The sequence below is a fragment of the Collinsella aerofaciens ATCC 25986 genome (assembly GCF_010509075.1).
GTDB lineage: Bacteria > Actinomycetota > Coriobacteriia > Coriobacteriales > Coriobacteriaceae > Collinsella > Collinsella aerofaciens.
The window spans coordinates 577,394-596,032 of the sequence record NZ_CP048433.1; the positions used below are offsets into that span (position 1 = coordinate 577,394).

At 60.6% G+C, this 18,639-nt stretch carries 19 protein-coding genes and 4 tRNA genes; 18 read left to right on the forward strand and 5 right to left on the reverse strand.

Annotated features, from left to right (window positions below):
* Window positions 1–17: 17 nt before the first annotated feature.
* Both GXM19_RS02645 and GXM19_RS02650 read right to left on the reverse strand, forming a co-directional pair.
* A complete protein-coding gene (locus GXM19_RS02645) occupies window positions 18–722 on the reverse strand; it encodes a class B sortase (protein ID WP_203572375.1) in 705 nt (234 codons plus the stop codon).
* A 49-nt stretch (window positions 723–771) separates the two neighbouring features.
* On the reverse strand, window positions 772–2,052 hold the full coding sequence (locus GXM19_RS02650; protein ID WP_006234240.1) for an IS256 family transposase: 1,281 nt from the start codon (window positions 2,050–2,052) through the stop codon (window positions 772–774).
* Window positions 2,053–2,214: 162 nt separating this feature from the next.
* Here GXM19_RS02650 and GXM19_RS02655 point away from each other — a divergent pair, with 162 nt between their 5' ends.
* The 5 genes from GXM19_RS02655 (at window position 2,215) to GXM19_RS02675 (ending at window position 6,095) form a co-directional block, all read left to right on the forward strand.
* The gene (locus GXM19_RS02655) at window positions 2,215–3,060 is read left to right on the forward strand and encodes a hypothetical protein (RefSeq protein WP_147293044.1); all 846 of its coding nucleotides are present in this window, start codon (window positions 2,215–2,217) and stop codon (window positions 3,058–3,060) included.
* A gap of 266 nt (window positions 3,061–3,326) precedes the next feature.
* Window positions 3,327–3,917: a hypothetical protein gene (locus tag GXM19_RS02660; protein ID WP_006236352.1), complete on the forward strand. Its 591-nt coding sequence runs from the start codon at window positions 3,327–3,329 to the stop codon at window positions 3,915–3,917.
* Window positions 3,918–3,940: 23 nt separating this feature from the next.
* Window positions 3,941–4,465 carry a hypothetical protein gene (locus tag GXM19_RS02665; RefSeq protein WP_006236351.1) on the forward strand — a complete coding sequence of 175 codons (525 nt, stop codon included), beginning with the start codon at window positions 3,941–3,943 and terminating at the stop codon, window positions 4,463–4,465.
* A 111-nt stretch (window positions 4,466–4,576) separates the two neighbouring features.
* A complete protein-coding gene (locus GXM19_RS02670) occupies window positions 4,577–5,359 on the forward strand; it encodes a dCTP deaminase/dUTPase family protein (protein ID WP_006236350.1) in 783 nt (260 codons plus the stop codon).
* Between the two features lie 358 nt (window positions 5,360–5,717).
* Complete coding sequence (locus GXM19_RS02675; RefSeq protein ID WP_172544920.1) at window positions 5,718–6,095, forward strand: DUF3825 domain-containing protein; 378 nt, start codon at window positions 5,718–5,720, stop codon at window positions 6,093–6,095.
* A 90-nt stretch (window positions 6,096–6,185) separates the two neighbouring features.
* On the opposite strand, the gene GXM19_RS02680 is transcribed toward GXM19_RS02675, so the two are convergent.
* Window positions 6,186–7,013 carry an ATP-binding protein gene (locus GXM19_RS02680; RefSeq protein ID WP_006234068.1) on the reverse strand — a complete coding sequence of 276 codons (828 nt, stop codon included), beginning with the start codon at window positions 7,011–7,013 and terminating at the stop codon, window positions 6,186–6,188.
* Complete coding sequence (gene istA / locus GXM19_RS02685; protein WP_006235233.1) at window positions 7,010–8,263, reverse strand: IS21 family transposase; 1,254 nt, start codon at window positions 8,261–8,263, stop codon at window positions 7,010–7,012. The genes GXM19_RS02680 and istA overlap by 4 nt, the downstream gene beginning before the upstream one ends.
* A 209-nt stretch (window positions 8,264–8,472) precedes the next feature.
* On the opposite strand from istA, the gene GXM19_RS02690 reads away from it, so the two are divergent.
* The 5 genes from GXM19_RS02690 (at window position 8,473) to GXM19_RS02710 (ending at window position 11,222) form a co-directional block, all read left to right on the forward strand.
* Window positions 8,473–8,886 carry a DUF3825 domain-containing protein gene (locus GXM19_RS02690; RefSeq protein ID WP_082222972.1) on the forward strand — a complete coding sequence of 138 codons (414 nt, stop codon included), beginning with the start codon at window positions 8,473–8,475 and terminating at the stop codon, window positions 8,884–8,886.
* A gap of 138 nt (window positions 8,887–9,024) precedes the next feature.
* A tRNA-Val gene (locus tag GXM19_RS02695) sits at window positions 9,025–9,099 on the forward strand.
* A 378-nt stretch (window positions 9,100–9,477) separates the two neighbouring features.
* Window positions 9,478–10,164, forward strand: coding sequence for a hypothetical protein (locus GXM19_RS02700; RefSeq protein ID WP_006236359.1), 687 nt, complete (start codon window positions 9,478–9,480; stop codon window positions 10,162–10,164).
* Window positions 10,128–10,631, forward strand: a complete 504-nt coding sequence (locus tag GXM19_RS02705) for a DEAD/DEAH box helicase family protein (protein ID WP_147293045.1) — start codon at window positions 10,128–10,130, stop codon at window positions 10,629–10,631. The genes GXM19_RS02700 and GXM19_RS02705 overlap by 37 nt, the downstream gene beginning before the upstream one ends.
* 518 nt (window positions 10,632–11,149) lie before the next feature.
* Window positions 11,150–11,222: transfer RNA gene (locus GXM19_RS02710), tRNA-Ala, on the forward strand.
* A gap of 210 nt (window positions 11,223–11,432) precedes the next feature.
* Here the strand turns inward: GXM19_RS02710 and GXM19_RS02715 are convergent.
* A tRNA-Ile gene (locus tag GXM19_RS02715) sits at window positions 11,433–11,508 on the reverse strand.
* Between the two features lie 628 nt (window positions 11,509–12,136).
* On the opposite strand from GXM19_RS02715, the gene GXM19_RS02720 reads away from it, so the two are divergent.
* The 8 genes from GXM19_RS02720 to cmk all read left to right on the forward strand — a co-directional run bounded on the left by GXM19_RS02720 (window position 12,137) and on the right by cmk (window position 18,636).
* Window positions 12,137–12,209 (forward strand) — tRNA-Ala (locus tag GXM19_RS02720).
* 75 nt (window positions 12,210–12,284) lie between these two features.
* Window positions 12,285–14,321 (forward strand): ABC-F family ATP-binding cassette domain-containing protein, encoded by a 2,037-nt coding sequence (locus GXM19_RS02725; RefSeq protein ID WP_006236040.1) that lies wholly within the window; start codon window positions 12,285–12,287, stop codon window positions 14,319–14,321.
* Window positions 14,308–14,604, forward strand: coding sequence for a hypothetical protein (locus tag GXM19_RS02730; RefSeq protein ID WP_040359881.1), 297 nt, complete (start codon window positions 14,308–14,310; stop codon window positions 14,602–14,604). The genes GXM19_RS02725 and GXM19_RS02730 overlap by 14 nt, the downstream gene beginning before the upstream one ends.
* Window positions 14,605–14,613: 9 nt before the next feature.
* Window positions 14,614–15,297 (forward strand): site-2 protease family protein, encoded by a 684-nt coding sequence (locus GXM19_RS02735; protein WP_006236038.1) that lies wholly within the window; start codon window positions 14,614–14,616, stop codon window positions 15,295–15,297.
* An 84-nt stretch (window positions 15,298–15,381) separates the two neighbouring features.
* Window positions 15,382–16,191, forward strand: coding sequence for a segregation and condensation protein A (locus GXM19_RS02740; protein WP_006236037.1), 810 nt, complete (start codon window positions 15,382–15,384; stop codon window positions 16,189–16,191).
* Between the two features lie 11 nt (window positions 16,192–16,202).
* Window positions 16,203–16,931: an SMC-Scp complex subunit ScpB gene (scpB, locus tag GXM19_RS02745; RefSeq protein WP_006236036.1), complete on the forward strand. Its 729-nt coding sequence runs from the start codon at window positions 16,203–16,205 to the stop codon at window positions 16,929–16,931.
* 22 nt (window positions 16,932–16,953) lie between these two features.
* Window positions 16,954–17,883: a pseudouridine synthase gene (locus GXM19_RS02750; protein ID WP_082222955.1), complete on the forward strand. Its 930-nt coding sequence runs from the start codon at window positions 16,954–16,956 to the stop codon at window positions 17,881–17,883.
* 66 nt (window positions 17,884–17,949) lie between these two features.
* Entirely contained in the window at window positions 17,950–18,636 is a 687-nt protein-coding gene (cmk, locus tag GXM19_RS02755; protein WP_006236034.1) for a (d)CMP kinase, read from the forward strand.
* The last annotated feature ends 3 nt before the right edge of the window (window positions 18,637–18,639 follow it).

Genomic DNA, 18,639 nt, shown 5'->3' on the forward strand with positions numbered 1-18,639 from the left:
ACAAGTGTACTACGCCCTTACTGGGCGAAAATAAGAAGCGTTCTCGCTCGACCGCCCGTATTCATCGAAGAGCAGGTGACGAGTGTGATTGCGCGGGTTGCGTTTGCAATCGTGGCGTCGCAGTCATCGCTGACGGCGGTCGCATCTTTTTTCATATCCGAAAGCCACGACCGTACTTCCTCTGCGGAAGAGAAATCGAACGTCTGGATTGGCTGGTATTTCTTGTCGACTGACATCGCCATGACAGGTTTGAGAACCTGCCGTCCTTTATCGGGGGTGAACCAATACATCTCGCCGATCTTGTCGAATTCCGCTTGCCTGTAGGTCGCGAAAATAGGGGAGAAGATCTGACCGGTAAACCCCATGTGGTGTCCGTATACGAGTGCGTGCGCACCTTCTGCTGTGCTTCTTGCATCCAGGTATGGGCAACCCGCGAACGACGGGTTGCGGTCGAAATCGTGGCTCAGATAGAAGTCCGCGGGGTCTCCCTTGCGCGTGTTTACGACGGGAAGGTCGATGGCTGTTCCCTCGACCCTGAGCCATGCCGCGATATCCTGATTACGGCTGCGGAGCATAGCCCAGTCGATTCCGTCTGCGATCTGGGTCTCGGCATCCTTGGCGAGGTTATCGTATTCCCATCCCTCTTTAACCGTCTCTCCTCCCAGCAGGAGGGCTGCGGCCGCGGATAGGGTAGTGTCGAGAAAGTTGGTGTAGAGCCCCATCCGAAGCGAGTCGGCCCGGCGTCCTGGAATCTGGAATACGGTTGATATCCTATGCCGCCTCGACCCTGTCCGCAAGCTCGAGGCCGGACTCGAGCATCTTCCTGGCCTCCGCCTCAAGCCGCGCCCAATCGACGGGACCGTCGATTCCCCGAGTGCGACCGTCATCGTAGAGCTCGTTCATCCTCACCTCCGAGAAGTACCTGGACTCCTGCCATATCTCGTCCTGCTCGCACATGACCGCGCCCGCGAGCCGCACCAGCGAGCCCGTGGAGGGGAACACCTGCACGACGCGCGACCTGCGCTTTATCTCCCGGTTGGTCCTCTCCTGCACGTTGTTGGTGCGCAGGCGCTTCCAGTGGGTCGGCGGGAAGTCGAGGTAGGCCAGCGCGTCAGGCTCGGCCTCCTCCAGCACCGCCGCCGCCCTGGGGCAGCACCCCTCCAGCATGTCGCACGCCGCGTGGTACATGGCCGTCACGGTGGCGGCGTCGCGCCCGCGGAACACCTGCGACACGATCCTGCCCACGCGGCGCCTGAGCTGCCAGGAGCCGGCCTCGCGCATGCAGTCGCGCATGAGGTGGACCGCGCAGCGCTGCCACGCGGCGCCCTGGAAGACCTCGCCGAGCGCCCGGACGAGCCCCGGGTGGGCGTCCGAGACGACGAGCCGCACGCCCGCCGCCCCGCGCGAGCGGATAGCCCGCAGGAAGGCGAGCCACGAGTCGTAGGACTCGGTGTCGACCACGTCGACGCCCAGGACGCGCCTCCAGCCGCCCGCATCGCAGCCGATGGCGGTGACCACGGCGGTGGAGGCGACGCGCCCCTCGCGGCGGCACTTGACGTAGGTCGCGTCGAGCCAGACGTAGGGCACCGGCGAGCCGCCGAGCGGCCTTGCGCACAGGTCCTCGATGTCTGCGTCCAGGCTCGAGGCGATGGCGCTCACCTGGTCCTTCGAGAGTCTGGAGACGCCCATCTTCTCGGCCACCCTCTGCACCTTGCGGGTGCTGGTGCCCGTGGCGTACATCTCGGCCACGGCGGCCACGAGGGCGCGGTCGACGCGCTGGTAGCGCTCGAGCACGTCCTCGGGGAAGAAGCTGCCGGAGCGCAGCTTGGGGATGCGCAGCGTCAGCGTGCCGACGCAGGTGGCGAGCGACCTCTCGCGGTAGCCGTTTCGGCTGTTCCCCCCGCCACCGCAGAGCTGGTCGGCCTCGGCGTCCATCACGGCGTTCACGACCTGCTCGGCGAGACGCCTGAGCAGCTCCTGCATGTCGATGGCGCCGTCGTCGAAACGGGGCATGGCGAGCATGTCCGGCGTCGGGTCTGATAAGATTTCCATAGCGGTCTTCGTCCTTTCCTAGAACCTGTTGTTGTGGTGATTTCAGATTCTAGGACGAGGGCCGCTCTTCGTTAAGCGGCCGCTGGGGCGTCACCCTTACACCAACATTTTCGACGCGATCCCGACGGCGACCTGGTGCTGACGCTTGCCGGGCAAAATTCCGTGACGGAGTCACATGCGCCCGATGCGGACATCACGCTGTGCGGCATGGAGGTGTGGGGCAACCTGACGCTTCGCGGTTCCGGGACCCTGACGGCGACGGGCTCGCAGTGCGGGATCCACGTCTCGCAGGCGCTCGTGGTGGACGGCTGCACCGTCGATGCACGGGCGAACGGGGCCGATATTACGAACGAGGCGGTTGCCGGCGTGATCACAGGCGACATGGCCGTGCGCGGCGGCGGACACGTCGTTGCCGCTGGCGCCGGGTCCGGAGCGGGCGTGCGCGCCTACGGTGTGTATCTGCAGGATGCGGGCCTTGGTGCTGGCGCGGCTGGATGCCAGCTTTCTGTCGATGCCTCGTGGCTTAATGCGACCGGCGCCGATGGCGGCGTTGCGTGCTTGGGCGGGTCGCTTGTGTCTGCGCGCTTTGTGGCGCCTGCTGGCGGGACCTTTGGTGCTAGTGGCGTGGTGGATGCCTCCGGTGCGGTGGTACCGCATGTGGTGGTTGAGCCCGATGTCGCCACGCCTCCGGCGGGGGAGACCGATGGAGACGACGTGCCTGGATGCGGGGAGGGTAAACCAGATGGTAGTGCCGGCCCTGCTGCAGGGCAGCCCGGTGCGGGGCCGACGACGGATCCAACGGTGAAACCTGCGGCCACGTCGCCCAAAACAAACATAACGATCAAGACGACGGTGACCAAGATCACAGTGCCTGCGTCCTCTAAGCCTAAAGCCACCAGCACGACCGCAACGACACTCCCCAAGACCGCCGACAGCGACTGGATTGCCGCTTCCGTAACGCTTTTCCTTCTGGGAACAACGCTCCTGGCTGCCGCATTTCGCTGCTAAGGCCCCGTTTAAGTGAGACCAGAGAGGGATGAATGCAGCTATTGCAGAAGTCTTTAGCCTACTACTAAATCAATTTCTTAGAGATTGGTGCCGTATCAGCCATCGCTGCGACGGCACTATTTTGTTCAGCTCGACTGCCTCTCGATCCATTACCGATGTTGAGCCTTACACCCCATCTGCCAGAGCGATAAGATAATTGCAATCCAAATGCTACCGTTTATAAAGCTTCATTTGGACCCAATTGCCTATATCACTGGAGTCATAACATGAGGAACTACTATCAAATCAAAACCGTCGCATCGGCCCCTCCAAGGAGGCTCATCCCGATCGGAAAAGTCATCAGCGTTACTGGGCTTGTATTGGCAATTGTCAGTTTCTTTTCCGCTCTGCCATCGAGTGCCAACATATATGGCTCGCTTTCTTTTACTTTCTTACTCCTTGGCTTATTCTTTTTTGTGGACGGGCTCTTTCTTGTTATTACTGCATCAAGGCAACAAGAGAAACTACTAGGGCTACGCCAATCGCTCCTAGAAGATGATCCTCAAATCGCCGCGAGCGCCGAAGAGTTTATGTCTCAGCGAAAGGCCCTGACACAGCAAGGCGAAATTACTGGCATCTTCATTGTCCATAATGCAACCAAAGATCTGTACTACGTAGGCCAAAGCGCAAAGGCAATTGATCGAGCGGCCATACAGTTTCTCGGTAGGGGCAATTGCGATGTGTATGCCGATTACAAGTACGGTGACTCATTCAACGTGCGAATAATCCAGCTGTCGGAAAGCGGCTACGAAAGTCTCAATGAGCTAAAACGCGCAGCGATACAAGCGCTCGAGGCTGCTGGCGAGGAGCTTTATTAAGGGCGACTGTTAGGATTAATGCAATGGCAAGCTCAAATAACACAGGCAACAACGAGGAATTAACGCCGTCCGTCGAAGAAACGCTTCTTAACGAATCCGGCTCGATTGCCAGGGTCAAATCGTTCTCATGGATTTGGTTTATCAATAAGGAGCGAATCCACGACATAAATCCTGTCCAATGCGGCAAATGGATGTTCTTCTTCTCTCCATTCAAAACCGCCCTCATGGACGACATTGTCGGAACCGCAGTTCTTGATGGCGTCGTCGTAGAGGCCAAATACTCGAATCCCGAAACGCTCATCGCGGCGGGCTCGAAACAAGGTGTCTGCTGCTTTTACCTAAACGGAAACGATAGAGAAAGCCATAAGAGGGTACTGAGCTACATGCTGGAAAACGGGCTAATCAGGAAGACAAAGACTGGAAAGCTGTATAACATTTCGTTCAAGTTCGACACTGAGACCTACGCAGGAAAGTACAAGGGGAGCGGCTTCTCCGGAAAGATACAGCTCGCGGACTTCGTTGACCTGGAGACGGGAGAGTTTATTTAAGGGTGCGTGCCGAGTAGAGAAGTTGAACTTACTTCACCTGTGTCCCCTTTGGGGACAGCCGCCAGTGCAATACCTCAGTGCTATACTCGTTGTCCTAAGGAAGTGGTTCATATGTACTTGAGCGATACTAAGATTCAAGAGCTTATCGACAACAAGGTGCTGCTCAATGCCGATGCTTCGAACATCGGCCAGGTTACGTATGACTTGCGCACCGACGGATTCTACATTAATGAAAGCAAGCAGTTCGAGGTCGAGCTTGGCCCCGGAGACTCGACTTTTGTCTCTTGCGTTGAATGTGTCGCGCTACCCAACAATCTGACCGCTAGCGTACTTCTGCGCAATTCGCGCATTCGCCAAGGGCTTTCTTTGGATGCACCGCTCTATTTCCCTGGCCATGGAACTAGGCTGTTCTATCGTGTTACAAACGTAAGCGGCAGCACCATTACCCTCGATAAGTCTAAGGGCATCGCGCAGGTCGCATTCCAGCACGTCGAAGGCACGGTTGCCCATCCTTACCATGGAGCCTTTTCCGATGAGCTTAACTTTAATGGGCTCGCCGACTATTCCGACGTCTATGCCGGAGAGCTCAAAAAGGTTGAAGACAAAAAGGAAGAAGTTGCCAATATCGAATCTCGTATTTACGGTAATGTGCTGGCACTCTTTGCCGTCTTCGCCGCGATCTTTACGCTCGTGAACGTTAATGCCGGAGGGATCTCTTCCGATATTTCGACCGTCCGTTTCGTTGCGCTTGACCTGCTAATTATCGGCGGATTTCTGGTCCTTGCGTCTGCAATCGAGGCTTTTCTTATTAAGGACAAAAAGAAGAAGGCACGACTTCCGCTCGGGATAGGTGTCACGTGCATTGTCTTTGCTGTTGTCCTTGCATTCCTCTAAGTACTTAGAGGATTAGGGGAAAGCAATATAGGTTCTGAGACGGGGTGCCCCGGCGTTTGCCGTGGCACCCCTATTTGTTGATCGGACTTCCATTTTTCAAATTACATGGCCGCCATAGCAGCCCCAAGACATCTGCTATTTAAAAAAGCATGTCTCGAAAGCGTAAAATCGGGGTCTGGTCGACAGATCTCGGTTTTTCCCGCACTACGCCTGGATCCAGGACCTCGTATCCGAAAGCCGCTCCCGCGACGAGCTCGTCAAAGAACTAAGGCGCAATTGCGTTGTACGTCTCGACGGTGCGTCGCACGTATAGAATCTAAGCATCCGCATGCCGGTTATTGAATGGAATGGACGCCACATGGAACTCCCTAGCACCCTGTGCAGCAATGTGTACGACTTCGCGTTTTGCCCCGAGCCCTGCTACGACCGCCTGGTCGATCTAGCCGACCCCGAGGACTGGGGTCCCAGTAACCGCATCCTCAAAAACTATCTGTCGTTCTCGTTTAGCCGCGCGGTGTTCCTGACCGAGCGCGACGTGGACCAGACCGCGCCGTCCAACCTGCCGTTGGTGTTCGATGACGACCGCTGCCTGTTCAACACCGGCCTGTACACGCGCCGTTACGAGACCATCTATGGCCTGTTTGAGCCCAACACCAAGCCCGACGCGCGCCAGCGCTGGTTTTTGAAGGGCTTCTTTAAGGAGAGCGACCCCATGCTGGTGTTAGCGCCGGAATAATTTAGCCAAATATAGTCGGCCGAGATTGACCAATCCCGGCCGACCCATTTTAGCCAACACGCCCGCATCTATGACTTTCCTATCGCATTCCTACATCCCCTCGGGCTGGATCCCCCTCACCTTCACCGCCTGGGGGACGGCCTCCACCGAGTAGGTGTCAAGCCCCCTGCCGCGGTAGCTCGGGCCCCGCATCACGAACACCGACGCCTTGTCGAACAGCCTGTCGAGGGCGCAGAGGAGCGTGTCGTCGCCCGTGAAGAACTCATCCCACCCGCTCGGGGCGATGTTGCTCGTGAGGACCATCGCGTTCGGCCCCTCCTTCTCGTAGCGCCTGTCGACGACATCGAAGAACAGGTCGGTGCACGGCCTGTCGTAGACGCATCTCCCCACCTCGTCAACGATGAGGCACGACGGCTTGACGAGCGAGGAGACGACCCGCGAGGTGTTTCCCCGCTGGACGGCCTTCTGGAACCTGTCCCTGAGCTCGGTCGCCTTTATGTAGTAGGTCTTGAGCCCCCGCATGCAGCACTCGCGCCCGTAGGCCTGCGCGAGGTGCGTCTTCCCTATGCCGCCGGGCCCGACGAAGGCGACGTTGCGGTGCGCGTAGAGGTCGGCCAGCGACGGGAGCTTGCCCAGCGCGGCCGCGTCCCGGCCCTGGATCCTGGAGAAGTCGAAGCCCTCGAAGGTCTTGGGCTCGCGCCTGGGCAGCCTGCTCAGCCTCAGCAGCGTCTCGATGGAGGCGAGCCTCCTCTTCTCCGCAAGGTAGGAGAAGGTGGCTGCCACGGCGGCCATCTCCCCGTCGCCGAGGTCGAGGTCCGAGGCGAGGGTCGCGAGCTCCTCCGCCCCGACGGCGATCCCGAGCCTCGACGCGGCGTCGCTCGCGAGCTCGTAGGGGCTCGCCCCCGCGCCCGCCATCATTCGGCCCTCCCGAAGTCGAACCTCTCGAAACCGGGTTTCGTCCTGGGCGGGGCGATTTGCTCGACCACGGTCCCCACCGGCTGGGTCGGCAGCTCCTCGGGCTGCGCCGGCGATGTCTCCCACTGCCCCTCGCACCAGCTGTCGGCGCCGGTGCCGACGGCGTGGGCGACGAGCTCGCGGGAGAGGTCGTCGCTGTATATGTGCACCACGCGCCCCTCCCGGTTCACCCTGCACTCGCGGCGGACGTACCAGTAGGGCACGCCGTAGCGGTGCCCCTCGAAGCTCACGAAGCCGTCGAAGGAGATCTTCCGGCGCGGGCACAGGTACCGCTCGACCTCGGCCGTGACCTCGAGCGGCCTGGTGTTCGCCGAGCACGCCGCCTCGTGCTCGCGCATCGGGACGCATGCCGCCGCGCGCCGCCAGCGGCCTCCCTGCTCGGCGCACCAGAGGGCGGCCTCCCGGTTGAGGGCGTCAAGGTCGGTAAAGGACCTTCCCGCGAGGAAGTTCCCCTTCACGAAGCGGACGAGCCTCTCCACCTTGCCCTTCGTATAGGGGTGGCGCGGCCTGCACAGCCTGGTGCGGAAGCCGACGACGCCCATGAACTCGGCGTAGTCGGCCTGCCAGACGGGCCGGCCGTCGGCATCGCGGCGGACGACCACGCTCTTCATGTTGTCGGTGAGCACGGTCGCGGGCACGCCCAGCGCCGAGAACGCGTGCAGCATCCCGATGAGGAGGTTCTCCTGGCGCGCGTTCGGGAAGAACTCGACGTGGGCGCCCCCGCAATGGTGGCAGACCATGGCGAAGCAGGCGATCCGCGCCCGCTCCCCGCCGGGGCGCTCGACCGCGACGAAGCCCCAGTCCATCTGGTAGGCCTCTCCGGGCGCCGTCCTGAAGCGCTGGCCGCGGCAGCCCTGCGGGGCCGCCTGCCGCCTCTTCGCGGGCACGAGGTCCCGGTGCGCGGCGATATAGGTCTTCACCGTGGTGAGGCCGCCGGCGTAGCCCTGGCCGAGCAGCCGCTCGAATATCACCTGCGAGTTGGTGACGCCCTTCCGCAGGAGGTCGTCCACCAGGCCGGTGTGGCCGGCGAGCACGCCCGGCGCGGCCCTCCTCCCGCTGTTCCCGTGGGGCAGGGCCCTGAACCCGTGGGCCCTGACCGTCCTCGCGCGGGAGCGGGTGAGCCCCGTCCTCCTGCAGAACTCCGCGAGGTTGCATGCCTGCGGGTCGAACCCGTCGCCCTCCTCCGCGGCCATCTCCCGGAGCGCCGCGTCTATAATCTCCTGTAGGTCATCGTGTCTCTCGTTCACCTCAATGGTCCTCCTAACGCCGGCGTGTTGGCACCACCAGCGTAGTGGCGGCGGGGAGGCACGGTGGCCATTATTCGGTGACCGGGATTGGTCAAAATAGTTTGACTATTAGCGGCTAAAATCGCCCGGCGCTAACACTGGTCTCGTTTGAGTACCTGCCGTGCCGCGTGTGCTTTGCCGAGGACCCCTCCGAGCTGGTCTTTGACTACCGCTTGCCCATCCGCTCCAACATCGACCACATTCTGGGCGATGAGGAGAACCTCACGCGTATTCCCGCCAGCCTGATGGGGGAGGGCAACTCGCTACTGCTGCGCCGCGCCTTTGAGGGAGCCGTCGTCGAGGCCGCCCGCCGCGCCGCCGCCAACTACACGCTCGCCGTGCCGCAGTTCTACGGCGGCCGGATCCAGCTGCTGCTGCCGCTGTGCCTAACCGGCGACAAGCCCGAACTGGCACTGACCATCCAACGCGAGGACGGCTTCTACGCCGCACGCACCTGCCTCACGCTCGACATGGCTTACAACAACGCTCGACTTATCTGCCGTCCTGAGACCTCGTGGATAAAGCGGTAAATGGTAGTTTAGCTGCGGTTTTGCCGATTGCTTTGGTTGCTTTGGCTTGACTGGCACTCACGAATTTAAAATCGGGGGCAAAAAGTTCTTGGTAAACCACGCTCGGCTATGATAGTATCTCTTTTGCCGAAAGGCGACGGGCGATTGGCTCAGGGGTAGAGCATATCCTTCACACGGATGGGGTCACAAGTTCGAATCTTGTATCGCCCACCATCAAAAGCGCAGGTCAGAGGTGTTAAGCCTCTGACCTTTTTCCTTTTGACACCAAGGCCGACACCAAAATCGACTCGAAGTCGTATAAGGCGTCTTTTTTTATCGCGCCCTTTTTTGACGCCATTGCATGTTTTGTATAAAACACATCCGTAATTTCAATGAACTCCCCATGTGATTCGAGCGCAAATGTGGAGACAGGGACCGCATGCCCAGAGCGTCTTCCAGCGGATTTCTATCACACGACGGTTTTCGGCAGAACTCGTCAAGCTTTTGGTCAGCGTTTGGTCAGCTTCCGGTACTTACCCGCATGATGCCCCGGTAGATAATCGTCCACGACCACAACCGCATGGTCTACGGCCGATACCAGGGGAGGCGCAAATGGACGAAATCGTCTGCGCAAACACCGCATTCCGTTACTGGCGCTGCCCGCCACAGGTGCGCGATCTCTACCCGCGCCTGCCCAACTCCGAAGAAGGCTGGCGAGCTCTATCCCAAGCCCCATTCGTAACCGACGTCCTCAAGACCCCAGTCATCACAGCAGCATCAACTCGAAGCAACCTACATTCCGAGACAAGACGTACCATCCGATGGAACAGCGCCTATACAGAGAAGGTCTCGATCGACACGGGCATGGGCTTTAGCGTCACAGACCCTCTTCATACGCTATTCACCATGACTCGAAGCGTTTCTTCATGCGACCTGGTTCTGGCCATGTACGAGCTCTGCGGATGGTTTTCGGTTTTTAAACCATCGCCCGCGGTCGACATGGCACTTGAGCAAGCAAAATCAGAAGAAGAGCAGTACACCACAGAAAGTCTTTTTGAACTAGATGAAACCCAAGACGAGGCCCCATGGAAGCGAGTCTATGCTCGTGCGAGCCAGAAGGACAGCGAGAATGATCAAAGTGGGCAGCAGAATGACGGATCCGGAAATAAAGCAAACGGAAAAGGCACATCGCTCTGGATGAGAAAGCCTCTTATTGAAATAGAAGAACTGCACAGATTTGCAGCGAAGGTTAAGGGCGAGATGTGGGAAAACAATTCTACGAAGCCGCACGGCAGGTAATGGGTATTGCGGCATCCCCGCTAGAAGTTGCTGGAATCATGTTGCTAAGTCTTCCGAGGCGTACTGGCGGAGCGGAGTTTAAAAACATATACGTCAACGACTTAACACCGCTGTCGAATTCAGCTCGAAAAATCGCAGGTCAGAAAATCTGTTACGGCGATATCGTCATCGTAAACCCAATAATAATGAAAGCTGTGCTTATCGAACTTCAGGGAGAGGTTATCCATGGTTCAGGCGCCGTGCTGGACCACGATGCCGCACGAATGACAGCATTACAAAGCATGGGATACGACGTATTTCTTGTAACCCATGACATGCTCAATGATCACGATCAGCTTGATGCCATCATTCACAGTGTGTGTGAGCGATTGGAGTTGCGCTACAAACCAAAAACCGAGGCGATGAGATGCGCTGAGACCAGATTGCGAGCCAACGTTCTGTGCAATTGGCTTGGTATTGGTAAGTAATATTGTTCAAGTGAGCATTATTACTACTTTATATGCTGCCAGTAATTAAGTGCCATTTTAAAACCACGCCGGTTTACTACGTTGGATTGGGGGTAGCTGAGCACACCGAATTCGTCGCTCGTAAAACCGCAGGTAGAATGCCTGCCCGTTTTGCGAATGTAGGCGTGTGGTCGGAAATCCGGGAATCGTCGCAGTAAACCGGTCTGTTTATGAAGCGACCAGCTGGCGCGAGCTGCGCACGGTTCAGTAAATTGACCCGAAGGCGCGGAGAGGGGCTCAGACGAAACCCTCCCGCGGAAGCACCGCGGATTGCTTTGTTCTGGCCGGCGGCACCTGGGGCGACATGCGCGCCCCGGGAAGGAGGGCGGCGGGCTTGCCGCTGCCCGCGGGGCGCGCCCCGCGGGCTATTTCGGGCATCGTGTGTCCCTTCGGCCCCGCGCCGTTCCACGCACCGTAAAATCTTTTCCAAAATTGTCCTTGCATCGGCGGGGGAGTTCCCGTATAGTACTTCTTCGCACGGGGGCGTAGCTCAGCTGGGAGAGCGCTTGACTGGCAGTCAAGAGGTCAGGGGTTCGATCCCCCTCGTCTCCACCCGAGCATTGAATGAGGCTCCAACGCAAGTTGGGGCCTTTTTTCATATCTATCGATTTACGCAATGTGTTGACTGAGCAGCATCTTGGCGACATACCCATTGTTAATTACGAATATGAATGTTAATAACTTTACGTTTCTGGATAGCAAACCTAGTCTGCAGCGCCAATAACAAAGAGGCCGGGCGTAATGTCCGGCCTCGAAATACTCTGGTGGGCCCTCCGGGATTCGAACCCAGAACCCAGGGATTATGAGTCCCCTGCGCTAACCGTTGCGCCAAGAGCCCTTATGAACGGTGAATGCAATTCTAGCAAAGGCAACTCAGGCCTAATTTCTTCGCTTCACGTCGTGAAATACTACCATGCACGAGCAAGTCGCACAACGCAAGATCAAGTTCGATGCTAAACAACAGCTAATCTAGGCCCGTCGCACATAAGAAGTGTTTTATAAAAAGTTAAGGCCTTAAAATCAGGGCTTCAAGACATTTCAGCGTGAAATCAACCTGATGCCATTTCAAAACCATGCTGGTTTACTACGACGGATTGGCGACCTTCGACCACCGCGTGTTCTCAGTTTGCAAAACCGCAGGTAGAGAGTCCGACGGTTACACGAAAAGGCGTGCGTGGTCGAACATTCAAGATACATCGTAGTAAACCGGCATAGTTCTGAGGCGCAGATGAGGAACGGTTCGCAATCGGACCCGATAATGGGACTGGCGACGCATAGGAAATCCGGTTGCGCGGAGAGGGTCGCGTTCCGCGCGCCAAGTCGGCCGGCGTAGGGGCCGTGCGGGGGCCAGGCGCTCCGCAGGCTGGCCCGGCCCCGCGGGACTCCGGCGCCCGCCCCCCCCGGAAAGTTTTTCCAAAATTGCCCTTGCATCGTGGTCCGAGTTCCCGTATAGTACTTCTTCGCACGGGGGCGTAGCTCAGCTGGGAGAGCGCTTGACTGGCAGTCAAGAGGTCAGGGGTTCGATCCCCCTCGTCTCCACCCGAGCATTGAATGAGGCTCCAACGCAAGTTGGGGCCTTTTTTCATATAGGCACACAAGGTCAAAGGCGGCACCATGATCCTCCTGGTCGACAAGATCGAAAAAAGCTTCGGCGCGCGCGTCCTCTTTAGCGGCGCGTCCTTCCAGATCAACCCCGGCGAGCGCTTCGCGCTCGTGGGCCCCAACGGCGCCGGCAAAACCACCATGCTCAAAATCATCATGGGCATCGACAGCCCCGACGCCGGCCAGGTCCAGTACGCCAAAGACTGCCAGGTGGGCTACCTAGAGCAGGAAACCAACCTGGAGCACAAGGACACCGCCATCCTCGCCGAGGTCATGGCGGCCGCCAAGGAAATTCGCCGCATGGGCGAACGCGCCAACGAGCTGCAGGCTCAGATCACCGAGCTCTCCGAGCAGGGCAAGGACGTCGACGCACTCCTCAACGAGTACGGCCAGGTCCAGGACCGCTTTGAGCACCTGGGCGGCTACGAGCTCGAGAGCAACGCTCGCAAGATCCTGTCCGGCCTGGGCTTTAAGGTCACCGACTTTGAGCGCCCGTGCTCCGAGTTCTCGGGCGGCTGGCAGATGCGCATCGCGCTGGCCAAGCTCTTCCTGCGCCACCCCGACCTGCTGCTTCTAGACGAGCCCACTAACCACCTGGACCTCGAGAGCGTCCAGTGGCTGCGCGGCTTTATCGCCAACTACGACGGCGCCGTCCTCATCGTCAGCCACGACCGCGCCTTCATGGACGCCTGCGTCGACCACGTCGCCGCTCTCGAAAACCGTCGCGTGACCACCTACACCGGCAACTACAGCAGCTACCTTAAGCAGCGCGAGGACAACCTGGAGCAGATGCGCGCAAAGCGAGCCGCCCAGGAGCGCGACATCGCCCACATGCAGGTCTTCGTCGACAAGTTCCGCTACAAGCCCACCAAGGCTGCCCAGGCTCAGGAGCGCATCCGAAAGATCGAGCAGATCAAAAAGGAGCTCGTCATCCTGCCCGAGGGCCACAAGCACATCGATTTTAAGTTCCCTGACCCGCCGCGCTCGGGCGACATGGTCGTGGGTCTAGAGGGCGTGTCCAAGTCTTACGGCGACAAGCACATCTACAGCGATATCGACCTCAAGCTCTACCGCGGCGAGCACGTGGCGCTCGTCGGCCCCAACGGCGCCGGCAAGTCCACGCTCATGAAGATCCTCGCCGGCCTGGAGCCGCCCACCACCGGCACCCGGGACCTGGGCACCAACGTGGGCGTGGCATACTACGCTCAGCACGCGCTCGAGGGCATGACCGAGTCCAATACCGTCCTGCAAGAGATCGACACCGTCACGCCCAAATGGACCGTGCCGCAGCAGCGCAGCCTGCTGGGCGCCTTCCTGTTTAGCGACAACGATGCAATCGAAAAACAGGTCCGCGTTCTCTCCGGTGGCGAAAAGGCGCGCCTGGCCCTGGCCAAGATGCTCGTGGCCCCCGAGGCGCTCCTGTGCCTGGACGAGCCCACCAACCACCTGGATATCGACTCGGTGGACATGCTCGAGAACGCCCTGCAAAACTTTCCCGGCACCATCGTGCTGATCAGCCACGACGAGCACTTGGTACGTGCCGTGGCAAACCGCATCATCGACATCCGTGACGGCAAGGTCACGGTCTACGACGGCGACTACGACTACTACCTCTACAAGCGCGAGGACCTCGCAGCCCGCGCCGCCGCCGAGGCAGCAGGGGAGAGCGCGCCTGCCGCAGGCAAGAGCACTAAGCCCGCCAACGCCGCCCAGGACAGCAGCCCCGCGTCGGCCCCCAAGCCGATAGAGGGCAAAAAGACCAAGGAGCAAAAGCGCGCCGAGGCCCAGGCCCGTGCCGCACTCAACAAAAAACTCAAGGGCGTGCGCAACCAGCTTAAGAAGATCGAGACGGAGCTCGACAAAAAGCGCGCCCGCTATGACGAGCTTATGGAATTGATGGCAAGCGAAGAGCTTTATGCCGATCAGGACAAGTTCAATGCCGCGCTGGGGGAATATAACGGCCTTAAGCAAGAGCTGCCCAAGCTCGAGGACGAATGGCTGGAGCTTTCCACCCAGATCGAAGAGGAGACCGCGCGTGAACTCTCGTAAGGCCGCTGCCGTGGCGATGAGCATCATCGCCATCGCCTGTCGCATCTGCGGCATCTTTATGAGCGCGATGACCGTGCTGCTGTGCTTTAGCGGCCTCACCGCCAAGCTGCAGATCGTTGGCTTTGTCATTGAGCTTTCGCGCGCGCTGCCGAGCGCCATCGCCGGCTACGGCGTCATCACCTCTCCCTTTGGCGGCGTCTTCCGCCTGGATTACGCTATCGTCGCCGTCATCCTGTTTGTGATCGACCACCTGCTCACGCGCGCCTCGCGCCGCGTCCGCTAGGGGAGTGCCATGTCCAGCAGCTACATCATGAACCTACTAGCCAGCGCCGTCGCCGTCATCGTCGGCATCGTGATCCACGAGAGTGCGCACGCCGCCGCGGCCTGGGCACTCGGCGATAAGACAGCCCGTTCGCGCGGTCGCGTGTCGCTCAACCCGCTCAACCATATCGACCCGTTTGGCACCGTCCTCCTGCCGCTGCTTATGCTTGCCGCCGGCGGTCCCGTATTCGCCTTCGCCAAGCCCGTGCCCGTCTACCTCAACAACCTCAAGCACCCCAAGCGCGACGAGGTCCTGGTGAGCGTGGCCGGCCCCGCGTCGAACATCGCCCTCGCGTGCCTCGCGGCCGCCCTCATGCACGCAACGTACGGCAACCTCTACACCAGCATGTCCTTTGCCGTGGCATCACAGATCATGAACTTCGGCGCCACGTTCATCGTGGTCAACCTGTCGCTTGCGTTCTTCAACCTCATCCCGATTCCGCCGCTCGATGGCTCGTCGATCATCGTGCCGTTCCTCAATGGCAAGGCGCTCAATAACTATTACCGTCTACAACAATACGCCATGCCGATCCTTATCATCGTGCTGTACCTGCTGCCCATGTGGACCGGCATCGACGTGATCGGGCGGTATTTCGACGTTACCGTGTATCCGCTGGCCGAGTGGCTGCTCAACTTCGCAATCGCCGGCATCTAAGGTAAACTTACAGGTCGACCGTGCAAAACGGTCGCAATTTTCACCCAAACCGCGCCGCGAAGGCGCCGTCAAAGGAGGTCGAAGATGTCGTATCGCGTGTCGACGCAGGTCTACAGCGGACCGTTCGACCTGCTGCTGCAGCTGGTAACCCGCCAAAAAGTTGATATCGGCGCCATCTCCATCAGCGAGGTGGCCGAGCAGTACCTTGCCGAGGCCGAGCGTATCGAGGCGCTGGACCTAGACGTGGCGAGCGACTTTTTGCTGGTCGCGGCAACCCTTTTGGACATCAAAGCCGCATCGCTGGTACCGCAGGAGGCCCCGCGCAAAGCCGACGACGATGACGAGTTCGACGAAGACCTCGAGGAGCTCAGCACGCTCGACGGCGACGCCTTGCGCGAGGTCCTGATCCAGCGTCTGATTGCCTACAAGCAGTTTAAGGGCGCGGCTGCGGCCCTCGGTGCCCGCATGCAGGCCGAAAGCCGCATGCACCCGCGTGTGGCCGGCCCCGACCCCGAGTTCTTGGGCCTCATGCCCGACTACCTGGCCGGCATTACCCTGCGCGGCCTGGCCGTTATCTGTGCCGACCTGGATGGCAAGCGCCAGACCTTCCTGCTGGAAGCCGAACACGTGGCACCCCATCGCGTGCCGCTCGACCTGACCGTGGCCTCAGTCGACCGCTTTACCATGGCGCACCAAACCTGCACCTTCCGCGAGCTACTGGACGGCGACGCTTCCACCGAGCAGCTCGTCGTCACCTTCCTGGCCATGCTTGAGCTTGCCAAGCGCGGCTCGCTCACGCTGAGCCAGGACGAGATCTTCGGAACCATCAGCATCAACCGAGTCGAGGGGGCCGAGGCCTACGTGCCCGGCGAGGGCCCCGAGCTCACCGAATAGGAGCCGCAACCATGTCAACCCTTTCCACGCTGGAGGCAAACAGCCTCAAAGGCGCCCTCGAGGCGCTGCTGCTGGTGTCGAGCGACCCGGTGAGTGCGCCCGCGCTGGCCGGCGCACTGGATATCGCCCCCGGCGAGTGCGCATCGCTGCTCGCCGAGCTCAAGGTTGAGTACGAGGAGGCCAACCGCGGCTTTCAGCTGCGCGAGGTCGCCGGCGGCTGGCGCCTGTTCACGCACCCCGCCTACCACGACGTGGTCGAGGCCTATGTGTTGAGCTGGGACACGCAAAAGCTGTCGCAGGCGGCGCTCGAAACCCTGGCCGTCATCGCATACCACCAGCCCGTGACACGCGAGGTGGTTAAGGGCATCCGCGGCGTCAATTCCGACGGCGTCATCGCGTCGCTCGTGGACAAGGGCCTGGTGCGCGAGCTGGGCCGCGACCCCCAGCGCGGTCAGGCCATCATCTACGGCACGACCAACGCCTTCTTGGAAAAGTTCGGCCTGCGCTCCACCCGCGACCTGCCCGACCTGGAGCAGTTTGCCCCCGACGAGCAGTCGCGTCAGTTTATCCGCGAGCGCCTGAGCGGCCGCAGTATTCAGTCCACGCTCGAGGAGCAGGCCGAGGATCTGGACGAAGAGCGCGAACTGCTCGATACCGATGTTGAAGATGTTGAGGCAGTCGAGGACTTGGAGACCCTTGTCGTCGACGAGACCTCGGAGGATATACATGACGAGGACTAACGAAGTAGGGGAGACGCGCGCCATGGGCAATTCAGTACCCGCAACCGACGCTCAGCCCGTCTACCCGCACACCATGCGCCTGCAGCGTTTTTTGGCGCGCGCGGGCGTGGCGAGCCGCCGCGGCTCGGAGGACCTGATGACCGCCGGCCGCGTGACCGTCAACGGGCTGGTCGCGACCGAACTGGGCACCAAGGTCGATGTCGACCGCGATCACATCGAGGTCGACGGCGTGCCCGTCAAGCTCAACCAGGGCGCCGTGTACCTGATGCTTTACAAGCCGACCGGCTACCTCACCACCATGAGCGACCCGCAGGAGCGCCCTTGCGTGGCCGACCTGGTCCCGCGCAACCGCTTTCCGGGGCTCTTCCCGGTGGGTCGCCTGGACCGCGACACCACGGGCCTTTTGCTCTTTACCACCGACGGCGACCTATCGCAGGACCTGCTGCACCCCAGCAAGCATGTCCACAAGACCTACCAAGCGCTCGTGGACGGACAGCTGACCGACCGCGATCTAGATCAGCTCCGCCGTGGCATCGAGCTCGACGACGGCCTATGCCAGCCGGCAATCTGCCGAGTCATCAACGCGCGCGAGGCCGTGGCCGTGGCTCCGCAAGGCGTCAAGCCCGGCACCACCGCCGTGGAGGTCATCATTCGCGAGGGCCGCAAGAACCAAGTCAAGCGCATGCTGGGCAAGATTCACCATCCGGTAATCCGTCTGCATCGCTGCAACTTTGCCGGCCTTGAGCTCGAGGGCGTGGCCAAGGGCTCGTGGCGCGAGCTCACCGACCGCGAAGTGCAGATCCTCAAAAGCGGCGGCATCCCGCCCAAGCAGGCGAGCGCCAAGCGCAACGGCGACAAGCCCCAAGACACCCCCGCCAGCCGCACGCGTCACCACGGCAGCCACGGCTCCGCACCCAAGCGCAACACCTACCGCGAGCGCTACACGGGCTAGGCAACCCGCCGCGCCCCAACGCCCGCGAACCATACCAGCACGTCAATCATCGAAAGGAAGCATTGCATGATCGTCGCCATCGACGGCCCCGCCGGATCCGGCAAGTCCACCATCGCCAAGGAGATCGCCCGCCAGCTGGGCTTTAACAAGCTCGACACGGGCGCCATGTACCGCGCCGTCACCTTCGCCGCGCTCGACCGCGGCATCGACCTGGATGACGAGGCAGCCATCGATGCTCTCGCCGAGCAGATCGAAATTCGCTTTACCAACGGCACCGGCGAGGATACGCGCCTAACCATTGACGGCCAGGACGCTTCAGCCGCCATCCGCACCCCGCAGGTTGACGCTAACGTCTCCAAGGTCTCGGCCTACCCGGGCGTGCGCGCCGCCATGCTCATCCATCAGCGCCGTGCCGCCGAGGACCGCGATATCGTGGCCGAGGGTCGCGACATCGGAACCGTCGTGTTCCCTAACGCGCAGGTCAAGGTCTTCCTGACCGCCGACCCACGCGAGCGCGCCCGCCGCCGCGTGCTTCAGCGCCACCAAAACGATGCCCAGCCGCTCACGTCCGAGCAGCTCGAGGCCGAGGTCGACGAGACCCTCGACGCCCTTAAGCAGCGCGACAAGCTCGACAGCAGCCGCGAGGTCGCCCCGCTCGTGCCCGCCGAGGACGCCGTGCACGTCGACTCCACCGCCCACACCATCGACGAGGTTGTACGCATCATCGAGGACCTCATCAACCAAAGGAGGTAGCCC